At 65.3% G+C, this 20401-nt stretch carries 23 protein-coding genes and 1 tRNA gene; 9 read left to right on the top strand and 15 right to left on the bottom strand.

All coding sequences use genetic code 11. The features are described 5' to 3' along the window. Position 1 precedes the first annotated feature (1 nt). The 8 genes from QRO91_RS05525 to QRO91_RS05490 all read left to right on the top strand — a co-directional run bounded on the left by QRO91_RS05525 (position 2) and on the right by QRO91_RS05490 (position 7148). Positions 2-661 carry a hypothetical protein gene (locus QRO91_RS05525; protein WP_049430168.1) on the top strand — a complete coding sequence of 220 codons (660 nt, stop codon included), beginning with the start codon at positions 2-4 and terminating at the stop codon, positions 659-661. 106 nt (positions 662-767) lie between these two features. After that, a complete protein-coding gene (locus QRO91_RS05520; RefSeq protein WP_049430169.1) occupies positions 768-1970 on the top strand; it encodes a phage tail sheath C-terminal domain-containing protein in 1203 nt (400 codons plus the stop codon). 2 nt (positions 1971-1972) lie between these two features. Next, positions 1973-2476, top strand: a complete 504-nt coding sequence (locus QRO91_RS05515; protein WP_049430170.1) for a phage major tail tube protein — start codon at positions 1973-1975, stop codon at positions 2474-2476. An 80-nt stretch (positions 2477-2556) separates the two neighbouring features. Continuing rightward, positions 2557-2847, top strand: coding sequence for a phage tail assembly protein (locus QRO91_RS05510; RefSeq protein ID WP_005412456.1), 291 nt, complete (start codon positions 2557-2559; stop codon positions 2845-2847). A gap of 120 nt (positions 2848-2967) precedes the next feature. Next, the gene (locus QRO91_RS05505; RefSeq protein WP_197650864.1) at positions 2968-5415 is read left to right on the top strand and encodes a phage tail tape measure protein; all 2448 of its coding nucleotides are present in this window, start codon (positions 2968-2970) and stop codon (positions 5413-5415) included. A 2-nt stretch (positions 5416-5417) separates the two neighbouring features. Further along, positions 5418-5885: a phage tail protein gene (locus QRO91_RS05500; protein ID WP_197650863.1), complete on the top strand. Its 468-nt coding sequence runs from the start codon at positions 5418-5420 to the stop codon at positions 5883-5885. After that, positions 5869-6084: a tail protein X gene (locus tag QRO91_RS05495; RefSeq protein WP_049430174.1), complete on the top strand. Its 216-nt coding sequence runs from the start codon at positions 5869-5871 to the stop codon at positions 6082-6084. The genes QRO91_RS05500 and QRO91_RS05495 overlap by 17 nt, the downstream gene beginning before the upstream one ends. Continuing rightward, positions 6075-7148, top strand: coding sequence for a phage late control D family protein (locus QRO91_RS05490; protein WP_285310309.1), 1074 nt, complete (start codon positions 6075-6077; stop codon positions 7146-7148). The genes QRO91_RS05495 and QRO91_RS05490 overlap by 10 nt, the downstream gene beginning before the upstream one ends. Before the next feature lie 80 nt (positions 7149-7228). On the opposite strand, the gene QRO91_RS05485 is transcribed toward QRO91_RS05490, so the two are convergent. Continuing rightward, positions 7229-7609 carry a tautomerase family protein gene (locus tag QRO91_RS05485; protein WP_049430176.1) on the bottom strand — a complete coding sequence of 127 codons (381 nt, stop codon included), beginning with the start codon at positions 7607-7609 and terminating at the stop codon, positions 7229-7231. A 563-nt stretch (positions 7610-8172) separates the two neighbouring features. On the opposite strand from QRO91_RS05485, the gene QRO91_RS05480 reads away from it, so the two are divergent. Next, the gene (locus QRO91_RS05480) at positions 8173-8580 is read left to right on the top strand and encodes a hypothetical protein (RefSeq protein WP_197619842.1); all 408 of its coding nucleotides are present in this window, start codon (positions 8173-8175) and stop codon (positions 8578-8580) included. 43 nt (positions 8581-8623) lie between these two features. Here QRO91_RS05480 and QRO91_RS05475 read toward each other — a convergent pair whose 3' ends face one another. The 14 genes from QRO91_RS05475 to rpmF all read right to left on the bottom strand — a co-directional run bounded on the left by QRO91_RS05475 (position 8624) and on the right by rpmF (position 20356). Next, on the bottom strand, positions 8624-9511 hold the full coding sequence (locus QRO91_RS05475) for a hypothetical protein (RefSeq protein ID WP_197619843.1): 888 nt from the start codon (positions 9509-9511) through the stop codon (positions 8624-8626). 188 nt (positions 9512-9699) lie between these two features. After that, positions 9700-9774, bottom strand: a tRNA-Val gene (locus tag QRO91_RS05470). 116 nt (positions 9775-9890) lie between these two features. After that, positions 9891-10244, bottom strand: a complete 354-nt coding sequence (locus QRO91_RS05465) for a PilZ domain-containing protein (RefSeq protein ID WP_004146965.1) — start codon at positions 10242-10244, stop codon at positions 9891-9893. Beyond that, positions 10241-11197 carry a DNA polymerase III subunit delta' gene (locus QRO91_RS05460; RefSeq protein WP_043033674.1) on the bottom strand — a complete coding sequence of 319 codons (957 nt, stop codon included), beginning with the start codon at positions 11195-11197 and terminating at the stop codon, positions 10241-10243. The genes QRO91_RS05465 and QRO91_RS05460 overlap by 4 nt, the downstream gene beginning before the upstream one ends. Beyond that, positions 11194-11859, bottom strand: coding sequence for a dTMP kinase (tmk, locus tag QRO91_RS05455; protein ID WP_197619845.1), 666 nt, complete (start codon positions 11857-11859; stop codon positions 11194-11196). The genes QRO91_RS05460 and tmk overlap by 4 nt, the downstream gene beginning before the upstream one ends. After that, entirely contained in the window at positions 11856-12917 is a 1062-nt protein-coding gene (gene mltG, locus QRO91_RS05450) for an endolytic transglycosylase MltG (RefSeq protein WP_049430182.1), read from the bottom strand. The genes tmk and mltG overlap by 4 nt, the downstream gene beginning before the upstream one ends. A 157-nt stretch (positions 12918-13074) precedes the next feature. Further along, the gene (locus QRO91_RS05445; RefSeq protein WP_197619846.1) at positions 13075-14439 is read right to left on the bottom strand and encodes an aminodeoxychorismate synthase component I; all 1365 of its coding nucleotides are present in this window, start codon (positions 14437-14439) and stop codon (positions 13075-13077) included. 112 nt (positions 14440-14551) lie between these two features. After that, entirely contained in the window at positions 14552-15814 is a 1263-nt protein-coding gene (fabF, locus tag QRO91_RS05440; RefSeq protein WP_049430185.1) for a beta-ketoacyl-ACP synthase II, read from the bottom strand. Between the two features lie 142 nt (positions 15815-15956). Then, positions 15957-16196 carry an acyl carrier protein gene (gene acpP / locus QRO91_RS05435; protein WP_005408313.1) on the bottom strand — a complete coding sequence of 80 codons (240 nt, stop codon included), beginning with the start codon at positions 16194-16196 and terminating at the stop codon, positions 15957-15959. 152 nt (positions 16197-16348) lie between these two features. Continuing rightward, the gene (fabG, locus tag QRO91_RS05430; protein ID WP_005408312.1) at positions 16349-17092 is read right to left on the bottom strand and encodes a 3-oxoacyl-ACP reductase FabG; all 744 of its coding nucleotides are present in this window, start codon (positions 17090-17092) and stop codon (positions 16349-16351) included. Positions 17093-17174: 82 nt separating this feature from the next. Then, on the bottom strand, positions 17175-18119 hold the full coding sequence (gene fabD / locus QRO91_RS05425) for an ACP S-malonyltransferase (protein ID WP_197619847.1): 945 nt from the start codon (positions 18117-18119) through the stop codon (positions 17175-17177). Between the two features lie 113 nt (positions 18120-18232). Further along, entirely contained in the window at positions 18233-19015 is a 783-nt protein-coding gene (locus QRO91_RS05420) for a serine/threonine protein phosphatase (protein ID WP_197619848.1), read from the bottom strand. Between the two features lie 77 nt (positions 19016-19092). Further along, positions 19093-20070 carry a beta-ketoacyl-ACP synthase III gene (locus QRO91_RS05415; protein ID WP_005408309.1) on the bottom strand — a complete coding sequence of 326 codons (978 nt, stop codon included), beginning with the start codon at positions 20068-20070 and terminating at the stop codon, positions 19093-19095. Positions 20071-20161: 91 nt separating this feature from the next. Further along, the gene (rpmF, locus tag QRO91_RS05410) at positions 20162-20356 is read right to left on the bottom strand and encodes a 50S ribosomal protein L32 (RefSeq protein WP_005408308.1); all 195 of its coding nucleotides are present in this window, start codon (positions 20354-20356) and stop codon (positions 20162-20164) included. Positions 20357-20401: the final 45 nt, after the last annotated feature.

Below are 20401 nucleotides of genomic sequence, written 5' to 3'. Positions count from 1 at the left end.
CATGCCCAGCGGATATCGCTCTTCCGGTATCGACTTTGACGACCTGTTCGATCCGTACGTCGAAGGTCCGCAGGCACAGGACTCGAGCCGCCGTATCGGCGGCACCGACCTGAGCCGCCGCTACGCCCACATCCAGTACGGCAGCAAACGTGCCGACGTAGGCCATCGCATCAACGGCATGGACGTATCCAACCTGTGGGCGGCCCGGGGCACCGCAAGCTACCGGCTGCCCTTCCACGGCAAGGACTACTCAGCCGGCAATGGCGCCAAAACAAACTCATTCGGCGATGTCACGGCGTCGGTGCAGATCAGCCTGCTGTCCGACGGCAACTTCACCGTCCACAGCAACAGTTACGGCGGTGGCAACGATGCCACCGCCCAGGTGGATTCCGGTCGCTGGGCACCGGCGGGTGCCAATCCCGGCCAGTACGAAGTGCAGTTCACGGCCAGCAACACAGGGGCTGCTTCGTTCAGCACAAGCGCACCGTCGTTCTCCTCACTTGCGACATCGCGCTCGGCAACCGTATCCATCAGCATTCCTGCGGCATCTTCCATGTACGAGAGCGTCACGGTTGAGATAGCCGTTCATCTCCGTCGTTCCGGCAGCCCCGCTCAGGTTTCAACCGTATACGCCAACGTCGCTGTCTCGGGCTGGTACTGATTGCACATCGGGCCACCGCTGCAATTATCCCGACCGCCACATTCTCCGAACATTACCCCGTCGCCTGCACAAGCCGGCACACACCCACACCGAGGAAGAACCCCGAATGACCGAATTTCTCCATGGCGTACAGGTCGTCAACATCGATACCGGTGCCCGATCGATTGCCATCGCCTCCAGCAGCGTGATCGGCATCGTCGGCACCGCACCGCTGGCCGACACCGAAGCGTTCCCCGTCAACACGCCCGTCCTGGTGACCTCGCCGTCGCAGGCCGCCAAGCTGTCGGCCACCACCGGCACCGATGCCGGCACCCTGCCCGGTGCGCTCGACGCGATCTTCGACCAGTCCAGTGCCGTCGTCGTCGTCGTCCGCGTCGAGAAGGGCGCCAATGAAAGCGCCACCCTGGCCAACGTGCTGGGCGGCGTGAACGCCCAGACCGGCGCGTACGAAGGCGTGCATGCGCTGCTGGCCGCCAAGTCCATCGTCGGCGTCAAGCCGCGCATCCTGGTCGCACCCGGCTTCACCCATGTGCACCCGGCCGACCCGGCCAAGCCGGAGGCCGTGCTGGCCAACCCGGTCGTCGCGGAACTGCTCGGCATTGCCGACAAGCTGCGCGCAGTGATCATCAAGGATGGCCCGAACAGCAACGACGACGCGGCCAAGTCCACCGCTGCACTGACCGGCTCCAAGCGTGTCTACGTGGTCGACCCGGCGCTGCTGGTGCAGTCCGGTGATGCCATCGTCACCCGCTATGCCTCCGGTGCCGTGGCCGGCGCCATCGCCCGCAGCGACAACGAGCGCGGCTGGTGGGCGTCGCCGTCGAACCTGGAACTCAACGGCGTGGTCGGCACCGCGCGTGCAATCGACTTCGGCCTGTCCGATGCGACCAGCCGCGCCAACCTGCTGAACCAGGCCAACGTGGCAACGGTCATCCGCGAAGGGGGCTTCCGCCTGTGGGGCAACCGCACCACCAGCATCGATCCGAAGTGGCAGTTCCTGTGCGTGGTACGCACCGCCGACATCATCGCCGACAGCCTGGAAGCCGCCCACCTGTGGGCCGTCGACCGCGGCATCAGCAAGACCTACGTCGATGACGTGCGCGAGGGTGTCAATGCCTTCCTGCGCGGGCTGAAGACCCAGGGCGCGATCCTCGGCGGCAACTGCTGGATCGACCCGGAACTGAACGCAGCGGACAGCGTGGCCCAGGGCCGCTTCTACTGGGACTTCGACTTCACCCCGACCTACCCGGGTGAGCAGCTGACCTTCCGCATGCACATGAACAACAACTACGTCTCGGAGATCTTCTAAGCATGGCGCGCAAGATCCGCAAAAACTTCAACTTCTACGTCGACGGCAAGGGTTATGCCGGCAGCGTGATGTCCTTCACCGCCCCCAAGCTGTCGCTGAAGACCGAGGACTTCCAGGCCGGCGGCATGCTCGCCCCGACCGAGATCGTGCTCGGCCATGAAAAGCTCACTGCTGATGTCGAGTTCGCCTCGGATGACGCGGAGATCATGACCAAGTTCCACGTCATCGAGAGCAAGGAGTACGGCTTCACCGCCCGCGAAGCGCTGGAAGGCGACGACGGCGAAGTGACCCAGGTCGTGCACAACATGCGCGGCAAGGTGAAGCTGCTGGACCGCGGCGAAACCAAGGTTGGCGAGAAAGGCACGATCAAGGTCAACCTGGCGCTGAGCTACTACAAGCTGACCCATGGCGCCCAGGTCGTGCAGGAGATCGACGTGGTCAACATGATCGCGCGCCAGGGTGGCGTGGACGTACTGGCCGGCATCCGCGGCGCACTGGGCATCTGAACCCTCGCCGCATTGAAGAACCCGGGGGCGCCTCGCGCCCCCGCATCCATCGCACCGCATCGCATTCCAGGAACGCATCCATGTCCAGCAAGACCAAGACCCCCACCGACACCGTCATCGAGCGCGATGGCTTTGCCGAGATCACCCTCACCCGCCCGCGCCAGGTCAACGGCATGGAGACCGCCGTGCTGCGCATGCGCGAACCGACCGTGGAAGACATGGAGCGCTACCAGGACGACAAGGGCAGCGACGCCCAGCGTGAGGTGCGGATGATCGCCAACCTGTGCGAGATCTCGCCGGACGACGTGCGCAAGATGCCGTTGCGCGACTACGCACGACTGCAGGCAGGCGTCGCGCTTTTTACCACCTGACCCTGCCTCAGATCAGGCAGGGAGTGCTCGCCCTGGCCGGCCATACCGGCTGGGGCCTGCGCGAGATCATGACACTGCGGGTGTCGAAGTTCATCTGGTGGATTCAGGGATTGCCGGTACATGGCCAGTAACGTTCAAACGACAACGATCACGATCGGCGGCGAGGTGTCCAAGTCACTGAAGGACGCCTTCTCCTTTGCCAACGATGGTATCAAGCGCCTCGGCACCGAGGTGACCCTGCTGGATCGCAGGCTCGCGCGCATGAGTACGACCAGCAAGGAGTACGCCCGCATGCGTACCCAGGTCGATGCTCTGCGTGCCTCGCAGGTGGCGCTGGAGAGCATCGAAGCAAAGCGCGACGCCAACCTGGAGAAGCGCGGGAAGCTCGGCTCGGCATTTGGCGAGGCACGCGGCACACTCGGCACCGCCGTCACCGCACTGGCCAAGCCGGTCGAGAACGCCTCCGGCTTCGCCCGCCAGAACCAGCAGATCGGCGTGGCAGCCAACCTCAGCCGCGCCCAGGTCAGCGCACTGGGGCAGGCCATCCTGGAACAGTCGCGTGCAACCAACCAGGGCGCCGACGCGCTGCAACGCTCGATCAGGCTGATGATCGACGCCGGCATGGATGCGCAGTCGGCCCAGGCCAGCCTCGGTGCTGTCGGGCGGACCACCACCGTCACCGGTGCCAGCATCGATGATGTGGCCCAGGCCGCGGCCGCCCTGCAGCAGTCGTTCGATATCGATCCCTCGCGCATGCAGAACGCGCTGGACGTGCTGGTAGTGAACAGCCAACAGGGCGGCCTGGGCCTGAAGGACATGGCCCAGGTGCTGCCGGTGCTGGGTTCCTCGTTCGAGGCGATGAAGCTGCAGGGTACATCGGCGGCGGCTACGCTGGGTGCGGCACTGGAAGCCACGCTGGACTCGGCAGGTGGCGCCGACAAGGCCGCCAGCAACATGAAGAGCTTCATGTCCGAGGTGCTCTCGCCGGACATTCAGGAGAAGGCCAAGAAGAGCCTGAACCTGGATCTGCGCAAGATCATCGGCGATGCACAAACCAGCGGCGGCAATCCCTTCGATGCTGCGATGCAGGGGATCATCCAGGCCACCGCGGGCGACCAGAAGAAGATCGGCGCACTGTTCGGCGATGCGCAGGCGAAGAACTTCGTCCAGCCGATGATCGAGAACTGGGACACCTACGTTCGAGTCCGCGACAAGGCGCTGAATGGATCGGCGGGCACCACCGATGCAGCCTATGCCGATGCGATGCAGACCGACCCGCAGAAGATCGAGGGCGCCAAGATCGCCGTGGACAACCTGTCCAAGGCCTTCGGTGCCGCGCTGCTACCGGCGGTGGGCGAAGCGGCGGTCAAGCTGACCGAACTGCTGAACGGGGTCACCTCGTTCGTGCAGGAGAACCCGAAGCTGATCGCCAACACCACGCAGATCGTGGTCGGCATGCTCGGCCTGCGCACCGCGGTGCTCGGCGCCCGCTACGCCTGGACGTTCCTGCAGGGCCCGATCCTGGCCGTGCAGAAGGCCTTCGAGCTGTTCCGTGGCGGCAGCCTGCTGGCCCAGTTGGGACGCTTCGGGCCGATGGCGATGCGCCTGGCGTCGGGCTTCCGCATCGTCGCTACCGCCGTCGGTGCAATCGGTGGTGGCCCCATCGCTCTTGCGGTCGCCGCCATCACCGCCGGCGCCCTGCTGGTGCGCAAGTACTGGGAGCCGATCAAGGCGTTCCTGGGCGGCGTCTGGGAAGGTCTCAGTGGTGCAGGCACCGCGGCGATGGGGGAACTGATGCGCGCGGTCGAACCGCTGCGCCCCGCCTGGGAAGTCATGAGCGGGCTGATCGGGCAGGCCTGGGATTGGCTGTCGAAGATGCTGGAACCGGCGCAGTACACCGGCAACGAACTGTCACGCGTCGGCCAGATCGGCTCACTGGTAGGCGAGGCGCTGCTGACCAACTTCCGGCTGGTCATCCAGGTCATCGGCGGCGTGGTGGGGGCAGTGGTGTGGCTGGGCGAGATGCTCGGCACCGTCGCCGGTTTCATCAGCGAGACGCTCGGCAGCATCTGGGAGTCGATCAGCGAGAAGGCAACGGCGGCGTTCGACCGCATCCTGGAGAAGCTCAAGCCGGTCATTGAAGGCGTTGGCTGGTTCATGGACAAGCTCGGCGGCGGCGTGGGCGCGGCCAAGGACAAGGCACTGGGCGTTGCCCAGGACGGGCTGCAGACCGCAGTGGGCGCCGCCAACATCTACAGCAGCATGAAGGCACGCGGTGGTGGTGGCATTGGTGACATGGCACGGGTCGCATATGCCGTCGGCACCGACAGCAACGATGGCTTGAACCGGCGCATGGCTGAGCTGAGCGGTGCGCAGGGACGCACTGCACCGGCCATGCCCTCGCCCACCACCCGTGCACCCACCACCGTGCAGCAACAACAGACCAACAACATCACCATCCACCAGCAACCAGGTGAATCCAGCGAATCCGTAGCACGTCGCACCGCCGACGAACTGCAGCGTCGCAACGCGGTTGCCGCCCGTGGTGGCCTTGCAGACAGGAATTGAGCATGAAGCGCGAGTTCGTAACCGGCACAGTGGACAAGCTGCTGTCGCAGTTCAAAGCCAACGATTCCGGCAACGCTCCGGTGCTGCTGATGCTGGGTGGTTTCAAGTTCAGCCTCAACACCGCCGTGTTCCAGGACATCCAGCAGAGCAACGAGTATGGCTGGGCAGCGCAGGAATGCATCGGCCAGATGGCTGCGCTGCAGTACACCGGGCCCGGCAAGGCCAGCATGACGCTGCCTGGCGTCATCCACTATGCGTTCCGCGGTGCCGGCAATGAGCTCTCGCAGCTGCGCAAGCTGGCCGCGCAGGGCAAGCCACAGCGGCTGCTGACCGGCAAGGGCGGGAACCTGGGGCTGTGGGTCATCGACAAGATCGACGCCACCGCCTCCGGTTTCACTGCCGATGCTGGAATCCAACGGCACGAATTCACCCTCTCCCTGCGGAAGCACAGCGATGGCACGAACGTATAACACCCGCGACGGCGACGTCGTCGACCGCATCGCGTACACGCACTATGGCGAACAATCACCAGCCATCCTGCGCGCGGTATTCGACGCCAACCCGGGCCTGGCCGCACGCGGCGCGGTACTGCCTGCCGGCATGGCGATCACCCTGCCGGATGTGCAGCGCCCGGCAAACGAGCGCAAGGGAGTGGCCCTGTGGGACTGAACATCACGCCGGCATTCCGCGTGGTGGCCAACAACCAGGACATCACCGACACCATCAGGTCGCGCTTCAAGTCGCTGCGGATCACCGACGAGACCGACAACAACTCGGACATGCTGGAACTGCAGTTGGCCGACCATGATCCTTCCGATCCGATCCAGCTGCCGCCGGCAGGCGCGGAGCTGGAAGCCTTCATCGGTTACGACGGTGACGTGCGGCGCATGGGCCTGTACATCTGCGACGAGGTGGAGATTTCCGGCTACCCGGGCAGCATGACCCTGCGCGCCCGCGCGGCGCCGTTCGAGGCCAGCAAGGGCGGCAAGAACGATCTGCAGACGCAGAAGACACGCACCTGGAAGAAGGGCACGACCATCGGCGGCATGGTGCAACGCATGGCCGGCGAACACGGAATGGAGGCTGCCGTGAGCGGGTCGCTTGCATCGATCGCGCTGCCACTGACGGTGCAGTCGCAGGAGTCGGACATGAACCTGCTGCTGCGCCGGGCCAAGCAGCATGACGCCATCGCCAAGCCGGGCGGCGGCCGCCTGATGTTCGTCAAGCGAGGCGAATCCACCAGTGCCAGCGGTGAGCGCATTCCCGACGTCACCCTGACCCCGGCCGATGGCAGTGGCTACAAGGTGAACATCGTCTCGCGCGAGAAGACCGGCACCACCATTGCCTATTACCGCGATGTCCGCGGTGCCACGCGCCAGGAAGTGAAGCTGGGCAGCGGTGAGCCGATCGTGCGCCTGCGCATGGCCTACGCCGACCGCGAAACCGCCGAAGCTGCAGCGCGTGCCAAACACCAGGAACAGGCCCGGCAGACGCGTACGCTGAGCTACACCCTACCCGGCCGCGAGACGCTGATGGCCGAAGCCACGGTGGTGATGCAGGGCTTCCGCGATGGCGTGGATGGGCAGTGGCTGGTCAAGCGCGCCGAGCACAACATCAGCCACGATGGCTACGTGACCAGCATCGAGTGCGAACAACCCAACAGTGCCGACGCAGTGAAGGCGGCCCGCAGTGCCGCCGCCACCGAAGGCAAGCAGGTCGGCAGCGAGGTGTAGATCCACGCGGGCGTGGATCTACATCGGCGGCCTCGACCAAGCTCGGTAGATCCACGCCATGCGTGGATGCTTTTCGCGCATCAACTCACGTACTGCGCAACCCCGCTCCCGAACGACCAGTTCTCCTTCTTCACTTCCACCAGGTTGATGAACACATCCTCGCGGCGGATGCCCACTGCCGCGTGCAGGCCATCAGCAATGCCGGCATACAGCGCCTTCTTCTGCTCCAGCGTGCGCCCTTCGTTCCAGGTGATCTGGATGCAGATGAAATCGTCGGTGCGGTCCACGCCCAGGTAGCTGGCGTCGTAGATCAGCGTGCCTGGCTCGTGTTCCTGGAAGATCTGGAAGCGGTCGTTTTCCGGCACGCCCACCGCGCGCATGGCCTGGTAGATGGTTTCGCCGACACGTTGCAGGTAGTCGGCGGATTTACCTTTGCGAAGATCGATGCGGGCGAGCGGCATGGTGGCACTCCAGCGTGGATGGGTACGGTGACAGGCTGAGACTACGCCTGCCCGGGGCGGCGGAACAGCGCAGGGATGGAACCCTCTGCCTTCATTCGTGACATGCCCCCTCTCCCGCGCGAGGTGACGTGATTGGCATGGCGGCGCGGCTCCGCAGGCGTCATGCGCACGGTCGGCAGGGGCGGCGATCTGCGCCATCAGTGACGTGCCGCACTACTCGCAGGTGTTGCACGGCACACAACGGAAAACGTCTGGCCTGCCTAGGGAAAGTTGAGAACTTTCCCTACAGACCGATGTGATTGCCCGGCGTGATGATCGCCGCGCCGAGGCAGATTGCCTGGGCCGGGATTGGCGTCTCGAATAAACGAACAAGCTTCAAGGCCTGCGAAAACAATCGCAGCTGAGAGAATGCACCGACTGTCCTCAATGGCGGACGGTGTGTGGGGATCACCAGATCCGCCAGGCGTTCTTCTCCCTTGAAGCTTGTTTGCCTTGGTACGCCAACCCGCACCGTCCGCCACCTTCGCTCCGGAAGGTGGACCTACGCCAGTGAGGGTTTCGCCATGACCAACCGCACCGCCATCCATCCCCGCCTGCACGCCCTGATCGGCAACATCGCCACCGACGTGCCTGAAGACCTTGCGCACGAGATCGAATGCGCCTTGCAGGAACAGAACCTGCCCATGCAGTCGCCCACCTTCTTCGCCTGCCTCAACGCCATCAGCCACGCCGATGGCGAGGACGGGCAGCCGTGCCGCAACCTCACCCTCGGCGCCAGCAATCACGCCTCGCTGCGCCGCTCGATGTCCGGGCTCAGCGCAGTGCTCGATCTGCTGCAGGCCGCCGACCGAGCGCGTGCCGAGGCCGGCCCGGAAGAACAGCTGGGCGCCTTCCATACCGACGGACTGATCGTGGCCGCACGGCAACTGGTGCGCGAGGCCAATCACTGTCTAAACGACGGCCCGTACTGATTAGTTGAATAGGATCTCAGGCAACAGTACTACAGGAACCCACTTATTGATTGATGGGACAGACTCCCTTCGCCTGCGCAGCCGCCTTGCAGACGATCTCATTCTCTTTCTCTGTTGGCCAACTTGCAGGTCGAGATCCAGGGCGCATTACGATATAGGATGTGTCGTCACCCATGAAAACATTGACATTTCCAGAAGCAGGCCATGCGTAATAGTCGGGCGGGATGACGAATGGCTTGCCAAGATTCTCCGACATGCGCTTGACGAGCCCCAACTGACCTTGCCGGAACTTATAATTAACCATGAATAAAATATGAGTAATGATCTTACTCTCTGTATTTTCATCAAAGTAGTAAGTGGCTGATGAAAAAGGAGAATTTTCAAACTTCACACTCAGATAGCCGCGCTCATTTGGCGTAATTGAATCAACCGGATATGACTTGAATACATCCGCCTCAGTCATTCCAACCTTCACCAATGAAAATCCATTTGGATATGCACTTCCCGCTTGGAACATATTGATTGCTCTGGACTCTGACAAAAGCCCTGACAACTCTTTTTCACGCTTTTGGAGACCCGCGACATCTCTTTGGAGCTTCTTGTTCAAGTCATGCTCGACACCTAGCGCGTCCGTGAGCCTATTGGCCTCTTCTGTCGCCTGACTGGCCTTATGCTCCAAGGCCGCGGTTCGCTGCGGAAGTGCAAATTGATTGAAGTACGTCAGGCACGTTATGGCCGTTGCGACAACTGCGCCGCCGACGATCAGAACGGGATGGTTTTTCCAGTCGGGAGCCTGCGCCTGAGGCGGAGTCGGACCAACTACCTCTTTGGCCATTGCTCTCTTGCGCGCAGCAGGCATTTTTGGCGCTTCCTCTGGCACTTGCGAATCCCCCTTGGATTGCCCCATAGGGTGCGACTCGACGACGCGCATGACAAGACTTGACGCCAACGACGACTCGGACCGAGCCATTGTTTGTTGCTCTCACAGCTATGGTAGTGATCCACCTGATAGCCGGAATCGACACAGCCGCGGGCGCTTTAGGTCAGTTTTTGCGCAGTTCTCAAAGCAGAAATGCAAAGGCCACCCTATTCGGGTGGCCTTTATCATCGATAACAACATGGTGGGCGGTACAGGGATCGAACCTGTGACCCTTGCCGTGTGAAGGCAATGCTCTACCGCTGAGCTAACCGCCCGGTGTGTTGCTGAGCCGCTCATTATAGGGGCTTTTCAGAGGCCGTCAACAGTTTTTCACATTCGTGTTCACGGGTGTTTCGAGGTCGTCGCCGGGCATGGCCCGGCGCTACCGGAATCACATCGTATGGGTCGGCTTGTCCGAGCTGGTCAGGCCGGCCAGCAGGGTCTCGATCTTGTGGCGTACGCCCTCGCCTTCGGCGCCGTCGGCCAGCTGCACGCCGATGCCGGCGGTGCGGTTGCCCTGCGCGCCGGCCGGGGTCACCCAGATCACCTTGCCGGCCACCGGCAGGCGCTCGCTGGAATCGGGCAGGGTCAGCAGCAGGAACACTTCGTCGCCCAGGAAGTAACGCTTGGGCGTGGGCACGAAGATGCCGCCGTTCTTCACGAACGGCATGTACGCGCTGTACAGCGCGGCTTTGTCCTTCACGGCCAGGGACAGGATGCCCTGGCGGGCGTTGCTGGCACTCATCGATTTCCCCTTGCGGCAGGCCGCTCGTTCACCTTGTTCCAGGCCAGCAGCAACTCGACCACCGCAAGGTCTGCACGCACCGTGGTGCGCAGCAGGTCGCGGGTGCGGTTGGCCGCATCGAACCAGGCTGCAAGCTTGTGCAATCGCTCCGGCGTGGTCAAGGCATCGGTGCTGGCCTGGGCCAGCGCCAGGTCGGCGGCAAAGCGCAGGCGCAGCGCTGCGTTGTCGTCACCACACCACTTCTGCGCCAGCTCCACCGCACCGGTCTTGCCGGCGGCCAGCTGTTCCAGCTCGCGACCCACTTCGCGGCGCAGGCTCAGGCCATCTTCGCGCAGCCAGTTGTCGGCCTGGCCGGGATGGCCGCGTGCAGCCTCCAGCGCTTCGCGCGCCGAGGCCTCGCTATGGCCCTGCTGCTGCAGCCAGGCCAGCGCCTCGTGCTGCGGCGGCAGCTTGAACTCCAGGCGCTGGCAGCGGCTGCGGATGGTCTGCGGCAGGCGCGCCGGATCGCTGCTGATCAGCCACAGGTAGCGGCCCGGCTGCGGCTCTTCCAAGGTCTTCAGCAGCGCATTGGCGGCCGAACGGTTGATCGCATCGGCCGGGTCGACGATCACCACCTGCGCCACGCCGTACTGCGGGGTCAGCGCCAGCTTGTCGGTGATCTCGCGCACCTGCTCGATGACGATCTCGGTGCGCAGCTTGTCGCCGCTCTTGTTCGGGATGAAGCTGACCAGCTGCAGGTCCGGATGGGTACCCGCGGCGATCAGCTGGCGCGTGCGCGTGGCATGCGCGGCGTCACCGCGGGCCAGCACGTGGTCGGCCAATGCCAGCGCCACCTCACGCTTGCCCAGCCCGGCCGGCCCGCAGATCAGCAGGCCATGACCGAGGCGACCGGCATCGAGCGCGGCCACGGTCTGGTCGAACGCGCGCTGCTGCCAGGGCGAGAACGTGCTCATGCGCCCTCCCCTTCCTGCAGCCAGCGCTCGACACGCGCGACCACATCGGCCGCCACGCGTTCCTGCTCCTGGCCCGCATCAATCAACGCAAAGCGCTGCGGATCCTGCTGCGCACGGCCGCGGAATACTTCGCGCACGCGCTGGAAGAAATCGTCCTGCTCGCTTTCGATGCGGTCCGGCCACAGGTCACGGCCGTTGGCGCGCGCGCGGCCGATGGCCACGTCCACATCCAGCAGCAGGGTCAGGCCCGGCAACAGGCCGACCGCGCGGCGCTCCAGATCGGCAATCCACTGCGGATCGAGCCCACGGCCACCGCCCTGGTAGGCGTAGCTGGAATCGGTGAAGCGATCGCTCAGCACATAGGCGCCGCGCTGCAGTGCCGGCTGGATCACCTGGCGCACATGCTGCGCGCGCGCGGCGAACACCAGCAGCAGTTCGGCCTCGGCACTGAGCGGTTCGACGGCGATCTCGGCATCGGGCTTCAGCACCAGGCCGCGGATGCGCTCGGCCAGCGGCGTGCCGCCCGGCTCGCGGGTCAGCACCACCTCGTGGCCGTGGCTGCGCAGGCAGTCACGGATGGCGTTGATGGCGGTGGTCTTGCCTGCGCCCTCGCCGCCTTCCAGGCTGACGAAACGCGGGTGGCGAAGCAGCGCGGGACTCATTGCGCCGAGGTCTCCTTGGTACGTTGCTGGCGCAGCTGCTGCAGGTAGCGGGCGACTGCGGCGTTGTGCTGGTCCAGGCTGGGCGAGAACACGTGTGCGCCACTGCCATCGCCCACGGCGACGAAGTACAGCGCGTCGCCCGCTGCGGGTTGCGCGGCGGCCATCAGTGCATCGCGGCTGGGCATGGCAATCGGGGTCGGGGTCAGGCCGGCACGGGTATAGGTGTTGTACGGCGTATCGGTGGTCAGGTCGCGGCGGCGGATGTTGCCGTCATACGCGGCACCGATGCCGTAGATCACGGTCGGGTCGGTCTGCAGGCGCATGCCGATCTTCAGGCGACGCATGAACACGCCGGCAATCTGCGGGCGCTCGCTGGCCAGCGCGGTTTCCTTCTCGATGATCGAGGCCATCGTCAGCAGTTCGTAGGGCGTGTTGATCGGCAGATCTGGTGCGCGGCTTTCCCAGGCTTCATCCAGTGCCTTTTCCATCGCGGCGTGGGCGCGCTTGAGCACGTCCAGGTCGCTGTCGCCGCGCTGGTAGACGTAGGTCTCCGGCAGGAAGCGGCCTTCCGGATGCTGGCCACCGAAGCCGAGACGCTGCATCAACGCGGCGTCATCCAGGTTGTCGGTGGTGTGCAGCAGCGGTTCGGCGCGCTTGAGCGCGGCACGCAGCTGGCGGATGTTCCAACCCTCCACGAGGGTGACGCGGTGCTGCAGCACCTTGCCGGCGCGCATGCGCAGCAGCAGCTCGCGCGGGGTCAGCTCCCCACTGAGCGCGTACTCGCCCACCTTCAGCTTGCCGGCGGCATCGAGCTGACGCGCAAGCAGTTGCCATTGGGTGTCCTGGCCTTCATCCACACCCGCGTCGCGCAGCTTGCGCAGCACGCTGTTCATGCCATCGCCACTGGCAATGACCACGCTTTCGGCAGTGGGGGTGATCGGAGCATCGGCGAAGCGGGTCTGCTGGTAGAAGAACCACGCGCCCACGCCGGCCACGACGGCGGCCAGCACCACCACCAGCGTTACCACGAACAGACACCCGCGCTTGGCTCCCGCCATGGACTACCTCTGAACTCGATTCCGTCGTGCAGGATACCGTGCCGGTGGTGTGGGGTCATGACCGGGGAGGCAGACACCCGCATCCGTGCCGACCAAGATCGGCACCCACCAAAACCGGAACCGGCAGCGCCGGGTCATGCCCGGCGGGGGCGGTCAATCAGCCCTGCTGGCCCAGCGCCCGCAGCAGGCCGCGCGCCTTGGCGCGGGTCTCGTCCAGTTCCTTGTCCGGGTCCGAGTCCACCACGATGCCGGCGCCGGTGCGGAAGCTGACCTCGTGGCCATCCACTTCAGCGGTGCGGATCAGGATGTTCAGGTCCAGGTCGCCATCGCGGTTCAGCCACCCGAAGGCGCCGGTATAGGCACCGCGCGGCACCTGCTCCAGTTCGCTGATGATCTGCATGCAGCGCACCTTGGGGCAGCCGGTGATGGTGCCGCCCGGGAACGTGGCGGCGATCACCTCGCCGGGCGTGATCTCCGGTCGCAGATGGCCGCTGACGTTGCTGACGATGTGATGCACGTGCGCGTAGCTCTCCACGGTCATCAGCTCATCGACCACCACGGTGCCCGGCAGGCAGATGCGACCGAGGTCGTTGCGCTCCAGGTCGATCAGCATCACGTGCTCGGCGCGCTCCTTGGGGTGACCGACCAGCTCCTGGATGCGCGCGGCATCATCGTCGCCCTCGAAGCGCGGACGCGTGCCGGCAATCGGACGGGTCTGCGCGTGGCCGGCGTGCACCGACACCAGCCGCTCCGGCGAGGAACTGACCACATGGCGGCCATGCGCGCTGAACAGGCCGGCAAACGGCGCCGGGTTGGCGCGGCGCAGCTGTGCATACAGCGCCTGCGGGCTGACCGGCGCAGCGAACTGCGCGCCCCAGCGCCGCGACAGGTTCACCTGGAACACGTCGCCGGCACGCAGGTACTCGATCACCCGGCGCACGCCGTCGGTGAAGCGCTGCGGCGCATCCTCGCCCACCGACTGCGGCGGCTGCCAGCCCTGCCCGGCGTCGGGCAACGCCGCCGAGGCCAGTGCTACCAGCGCATCCAGCAATACCTGCTCACCGGCTTCGGCGATGACGAAGCTGGCGTCGTTGTGATGGTCGTGCAGCACGGCGGCCGGGCAACGCAGCGCCACGGCGGTCGGGCCGCCATCGTCACGTGCACGCGCCGGCAGCACCGGTTCGATCTGACTGGCCACTTCGTAATCCAGCATCAGCGCCCAGCCGCCGCGGAACGGCAGGCTGTGGCTGCCGTCATGTGGCAGGCGTTCGGCCTGCCACGCGCGATCCAGCGCCTGCAGGAACGTGCCGGGCTGCACGGCGTCGTGCAGGTCACGCACCTGGCCATCGGCGTCCAGCCGCAGGCCCTCGCCCTGCGCGGCCAGCAGCAGGCTCCAGCGGCCCTGGGCGGTGCCCGAGGCGGTGGATTCCATCAGCAGCGGGAAACGCGCCGGGTCGTGCTGTTGCAGCGCCAACAGATCGATCGGGTGCGGCAGCGGGTGGATCAGCGGTGCGTGGGTCATGATGGCCAGTTCGGGGGTTCAGATGCACGGAAGCCGCCTTGCGGCGGCTCCGTGGTGCACGGCGTTGATCCGTTTGTCGGATTGCCGATGGGTCGCGGCGCGACGATGCCGGTCAGACGCGCTTGAAGATCAGCGTGCCGTTGGTGCCGCCGAAGCCGAAGCCATTGGACATCACCACGTCCACCTTGGCCTGGCGTGCTTCGTTGGGCACGTAGTCCAGGTCGCAGCCTTCGCCCGGCTGTTCCAGGTTGATGGTCGGCGGAATGATGTTGTCCTGCAGCGCCATCACCGAGAAGATCGCTTCCACGCCACCGGCGGCGCCCAGCAGGTGGCCGGTCATCGACTTGGTGGAGCTGACCATCATCTTGTAGGCGTGGTCGCCGAAGGCGGTCTTCATCGCCATGGTCTCGCCCAGGTCGCCCAGCGGCGTGGAAGTGCCGTGCGCGTTGAGGTAACCCACCTGTTCCGGGGTCACGCCGGCGTCCTTCATGGCCATGACCATGCAGCGCGCGGCGCCTTCGCCGTTCTCGCTCGGGGCGGTCATGTGGTACGCGTCGGAGCTGGCACCGAAACCGGCCAGTTCGCAGTAGATCTTCGCGCCGCGTGCCTTGGCGTGCTCGTACTCTTCCAGGATCAGGATGCCGGCGCCGTCGCCCAGCACGAAGCCGTCACGGTCCTTGTCCCACGGGCGCGAGGCCTGTTCCGGGGCGTCGTTGCGGGTGCTCATGGCCTTCATCGCGCAGAAGCCGCCCAGCGCGGTCGGCGACGAGCCACGCTCGGCACCACCGACCACCATCACGTCGGCATCGCCGTACTGGATCATGCGCATCGCGGTACCGATCGAATGGTTCGAGGTCGCGCACGCCGACACCGCCGAGAACGACGGGCCCTTCAGGCCGGTGATGATGCTCAGCTGGCCCGGCAGCATGTTGATGATGGTCTTGGGCACGTAGAAGGGCGAGATCTTCTTGCCCTCGTGGAACTCGATGGTCTGCTCTTCGATGCCGAGCAGGCCGCCGATGCCGGCGCCGACGATGGCGCCGATGCGCTCGGCATTGGCGTCGGTGATCTCCAGGCCCGAGTCGTGCAGGGCCATGAACGAGGCACCGAGGCCGTAATGGATGAACGGGTCCATCTTCTTGGCATCCTTGCCGCTGACCCGATACTTGCCGAACAGTTCATTGTCGGCGGTGATGTCGAATCCCTTGACCTCACCTGCAATCTTGGTGGTGAACCGATCCACGTAGGCATCAGCAACGTTGGTCAGCGGACCGATGCCCGAACGACCGTGGGTGATGCCTTCCCAGCTGCTGGCCAGATCATTGCCCAACGGCGAGACGATACCCAGGCCGGTTACGACGACGCGACGCTTCATTGCTGTTTCTCCTGACCCGGATGGATTCTACGGGCAACTCGGTTTGCTTCGATGTGATGCTCAAACACACGGGGCCGCAACAGCGGCCCCATGGGGTGCGGTGCGCGGCGAGGATGACCCGCACGCGCACTGCCGTCTGACATCAGGCCTTGACGTGGGCCTTGACGTAGTCGATGGCGGCCTGCACGGTGCTGATCTTCTCGGCTTCTTCGTCCGGGATCTCGCACTCGAATTCTTCTTCCAGGGCCATCACCAGCTCGACGGTGTCCAGCGAGTCAGCGCCCAGGTCATCGACGAACGATGCGCTGTTGGTGACTTCTTCTTCCTTGACGCCAAGCTGTTCGACGACGATTTTCTTGACGCGTTCTTCGATGGTGCTCATGGGATCTCGCTCCAGATGGAGTTGTGGTTCAAAAGTGGTCGCCATCAAAGGCGATGGCCGTGGGATAGTGTAGTGGAAACCGGCGCGGCCTTGCATTGCAGCAAAAACCCCAGCAGATCAACCACTTGCGGCGCAATCCCTGCGCCCCTTGCTTACGGCATGTACATGCCACCGTTCACATGGAGGGTTTCGCCGGTGATGTAACCGGCAGCCGGGCTGGCCAGGAAGGCCACCGCATGGGCGATGTCCTCCGGCGAACCCAGGCGTTCGAGGGCGATGTCGTTGATCAGCGCGGTACGCGCTTCTTCCGGCAACGCCTTGGTCATGTCGGTGTCGATGAAGCCGGGAGCGACCACATTGACGGTAACACCGCGCGAACCGATTTCCTTGGCCAGCGACTTGCTGAAGCCGATGATGCCGGCCTTGGCGGCCGCGTAGTTGGCCTGGCCGGCATTGCCGGTCACGCCCACCACCGATGCGATGTTGATGATGCGGCCCTTGCGCGCCTTCATCATGCCGCGCATGACCGCCTTGCTGGTGCGGAACACGCTGGTCAGGTTGGTGTCGATGATCGACGCCCAGTCCTCGTCCTTCATGCGCATCAGCAGGTTGTCGCGGGTGATGCCGGCATTGTTGACCAGGATCGAGATCGGGCCGAACTCCTTGGCGATCCCGTCCAGCACGCTGTCCAGCGCGGCAGCGTCGGTCACGTTCAGCGCGCGGCCGTGGCCGCCGTGGGCAGCCAGGCGCTCGCCGATGGCGGCGGCACCGGATTCGGTGGTGGCGGTGCCGATGACGGTGGCGCCCTGGGCGGCCAGCAGATCGGCGATGGCGGCACCAATGCCGCGGCTGGCACCGGTGACCAGTGCGATTTCACCCTGCAGGGGCTTGCTCATGATGTTTTCCTCAGGCTGGGGCGGCCGTCGCACCCGTGCCGCGTCCAGCGGCCACCGGTACGGTCGGCAGGAACAGGGGGAGTCAGGCCGACCATGCCTCGCGGGCGGCTTCGAAGTCGCCCGGGGTGGCCAGCGAACGGCCGTCGATGGCCTTGTCGATGCGCTTGACCAGACCGGTAAGCACCTTGCCCGGGCCGCACTCGGCGATCTGGGTGATGCCACGGCCGGCCAGCGCCTGCACGCACCCGGTCCACTGCACCGGCTGGTACAGCTGCTGCACCAGCGCGGTACGGATCGCGTCCACACCCTCGTGCACCTTGGCATCGACGTTCTGCACCACCGGCAGCTGCGGCGCCTGCCAGGACAGGCCGGCCATCACTTCGGCGAGGCGGTTGGCGGCTTCGCGCATCAGCGGGGTGTGCGAGGGCACGCTCACGGCCAGCTTGACCGCCTTGCGCACGCCCTTCTCGGCCAGCAACGCCAGCGCGCGGTCGACCGCATCGGCGTCGCCACCGATCACGATCTGGCCCGGCGAGTTGAAGTTGGCCGGCACCACCACCTGGCTGCCTGCAGCTTCGGCACAGACGTCCAGCACCAGCTGGTCTTCGGCGCCGAGCACGGCGGCCATGGCGCCGACACCGGCCGGTGCAGCTTCCTGCATCAGCTGGCCGCGCAGGCGAACCAGGTGTGCACCGTCATGCAGGCTCAGCGCGCCAGCGGCAACCAGGGCGGTGTACTCGCCCAGGCTGTGGCCGGCCAGCACCGACGGGCGCGGACCGCCCACGGCGTTCCAGGCGCGCCACACGCCGATGCTCGCGGCCAGCAGCGCCGGTTGGGTGTATTCGGTACGGTTGAGCATTTCCTCCGGGCCACCCTGGGACAGCGCCCACAGGTCGACGCCGGCACCATCGGATGCCTCGGTGAAGGCTTCACGCACCTGCGGGTGCAGTTCGGCCAGCTCGGCCACCATGCCCACAGACTGCGAGCCCTGGCCGGGGAAGACAAAAGCGAGGGTGGATACGGTCACGCGGTCATCCGCTTGTTGCAATCGAAGCGGGCCATGATAAGGGCGAATCCGCTGTGTCGTCTGTACGTGCGCGTATGCAGGCGTATGGAGCGCAGCCGGGCAAGCGCACGGCGTCAGCAGAACAGCTGCAGCACGTCCAGGTCGCCGTCGGCGAGGAAATCCACGCACAGGCCCACCAGCATCAGCACGCCCGCCGTGCTGGCGCCATGGGCGATGAAGATCGAATGGGCCAGCGCGCGCGCTGAACGGCCCAGCTTCATGCACACCCGGGCCAGGCTGCGCAGCCGGCCGCTGACCGCATGCACATGCTCGCGCACCGGCGCCTGGGCATCGCCCATCGCCTCGGCCATCATCGCCTGCAGCTGCTCGGGGCGGTCGGCGTAGTACTTGGCCACGCCGTAGCCGAACATCAGCCAGTCGCGGGCCTGCGCTTCGGACAGATCCATCACTTCCAGCGGATCTTCCTCGAAGTCGATGAAGCCCACGCTCTGCCCGTCCCAGGTGAGGTTGCGCGGCAGCGGCTGGCCGAAATAGGCGCCGCGCGCATGCGCTTCGGCGATGGCCTGCATGGCAGCCATCACCAGCCGGTCGCGGCCGGCCTCGTCGGCCTGGCGCAGGCAGGTGTTGAACGAGCTGCCGTTGTCACCGATCACCAGCGCGGCGTGGCCGCTGCCCAGCACGTCGGGCACGTTCACGCCCTGCGCCTGCAGTTCTCCCAGGCGACGGGCTTCGGTTTCGCGGGCGGCATCACCGCCGCGGTGCGGTGGCGGACGCAGGGCGTCCAGATGGAAACGGCGGGCAACGAAATTGAGCAGGCCCAGGGCCAGTGCGCGGCCTCCCTTGCCGTACTGCTTCAGCCAGGCGCGCTGCCCTTCGATGACGATGGGCTCAACCATGACAGGTACTCCTATAAACGCGTTACGGCCCCAGTGGGGCCGTAACGACAAGCTTCACATTGTCGTAACTTGCGCTATCAATAGCGCAGCAGGGCCGAACCCCACGTGAAGCCTCCGCCGAAGGCTTCCAGCAGCAGCAGCTGCCCACGCTCGACGCGGCCCGAGCGCACTGCGGCGTCCAGCGCCAGCGGCACCGAACCGGACGAGGTGTTGCCGTGCTTGTCGACAGTCACCACCACCTGGTCCATCGACATGTCCAGGCGCTTGGCGGTGGCTTCGATGATGCGCAGGTTGGCCTGGTGCGGAATCAGCCAATCCAGGTCGGACTTGTCCAGGCCATTGGCGGCCAGGGTCTCGTCCACGACCGAGTCCAGCGCCTTGACGGCGTACTTGAACACGTCGTTGCCCTTCATGTTGATGGTGCCACCCCCGTTGGCGCCGTCCTTGAAGCCGGTCGAGACGCCCACCGGGTTCCACAGCAGCTCCTTCTTGCTGCCGTCGGCATGCAGGTGGGTGCTGAGGATGCCGGTTTCTTCGTCGGCCTTGAGCACGACGGCGCCGGCGCCATCGCCGAACAGCACGCAGGTGGTGCGATCGTTCCAGTCGACCATGCGGGTCAGCGTTTCGGTGCCGATCACCAGCACATGCCTGCAGTCGCCGGAACGGATGAACTTGTCGGCCACGCCCAACGCGAACACGAAGCCCGAACAGGCGGCGTTGACGTCAAAGGCAGGGCACCCCGCAACACCGAGCTTGGCCTGGATCAGGCACGCGGTGGAGGGGAAAATGAGGTCAGGCGTGGTCGTACCGACCACGATCATGTCGAGCTGCGAAGCGTCGATACCGGCCGCTTCAAGTGCGCGCAACGCGGCCTGGTAGCCAAGGTCGCTGGTGGTTTCGCCTTCGGCCGCGATGTGCCGTTCACGAATTCCGGTGCGCGACTGGATCCACTCATCCGAGGTTTCGACCATTTTTTCCAGGTCGGCGTTGGTCAGGACTTTTTCCGGCAAATAGCTACCGGTGCCCGCGATCCTCGAATAGATCCGCTTGCTCATCATGTTTCCTGTTGCGCGGGCCGCCGATCACCGGCACGCCCGGGAAAGAGGGCAAAGGCCGCTGCCCGGGGGCAGCGGCCTTCCCGGCACATCAATCTTCTTCGACGGCCGAGGTCTTGGTCTGGATGACCTTCTTGCCGCGGTAGAAACCATCGGCAGTGATGTGGTGACGCAGATGCACTTCGCCGGTGGTCGGGTCGGTCGACAGCTGCTTGGCGCTCAGGGCGTCATGCGAACGGCGCTGGCCGCGGCGGGACGGGGTAACACGGGATTTCTGCACAGCCATGGGATTGCTCCAAACTCGGTTCGTTTTGCTTCGTCGTATCGTCGC

Origin of the sequence: Stenotrophomonas maltophilia group sp. Smal32, from assembly GCF_030237085.1 — a bacterium.
Taxonomy (GTDB): domain Bacteria; phylum Pseudomonadota; class Gammaproteobacteria; order Xanthomonadales; family Xanthomonadaceae; genus Stenotrophomonas; species Stenotrophomonas maltophilia_Q.
The sequence above is the reverse complement of the archived record's forward strand: the minus strand, read 5'-3'. Positions and strand labels throughout refer to the sequence as shown.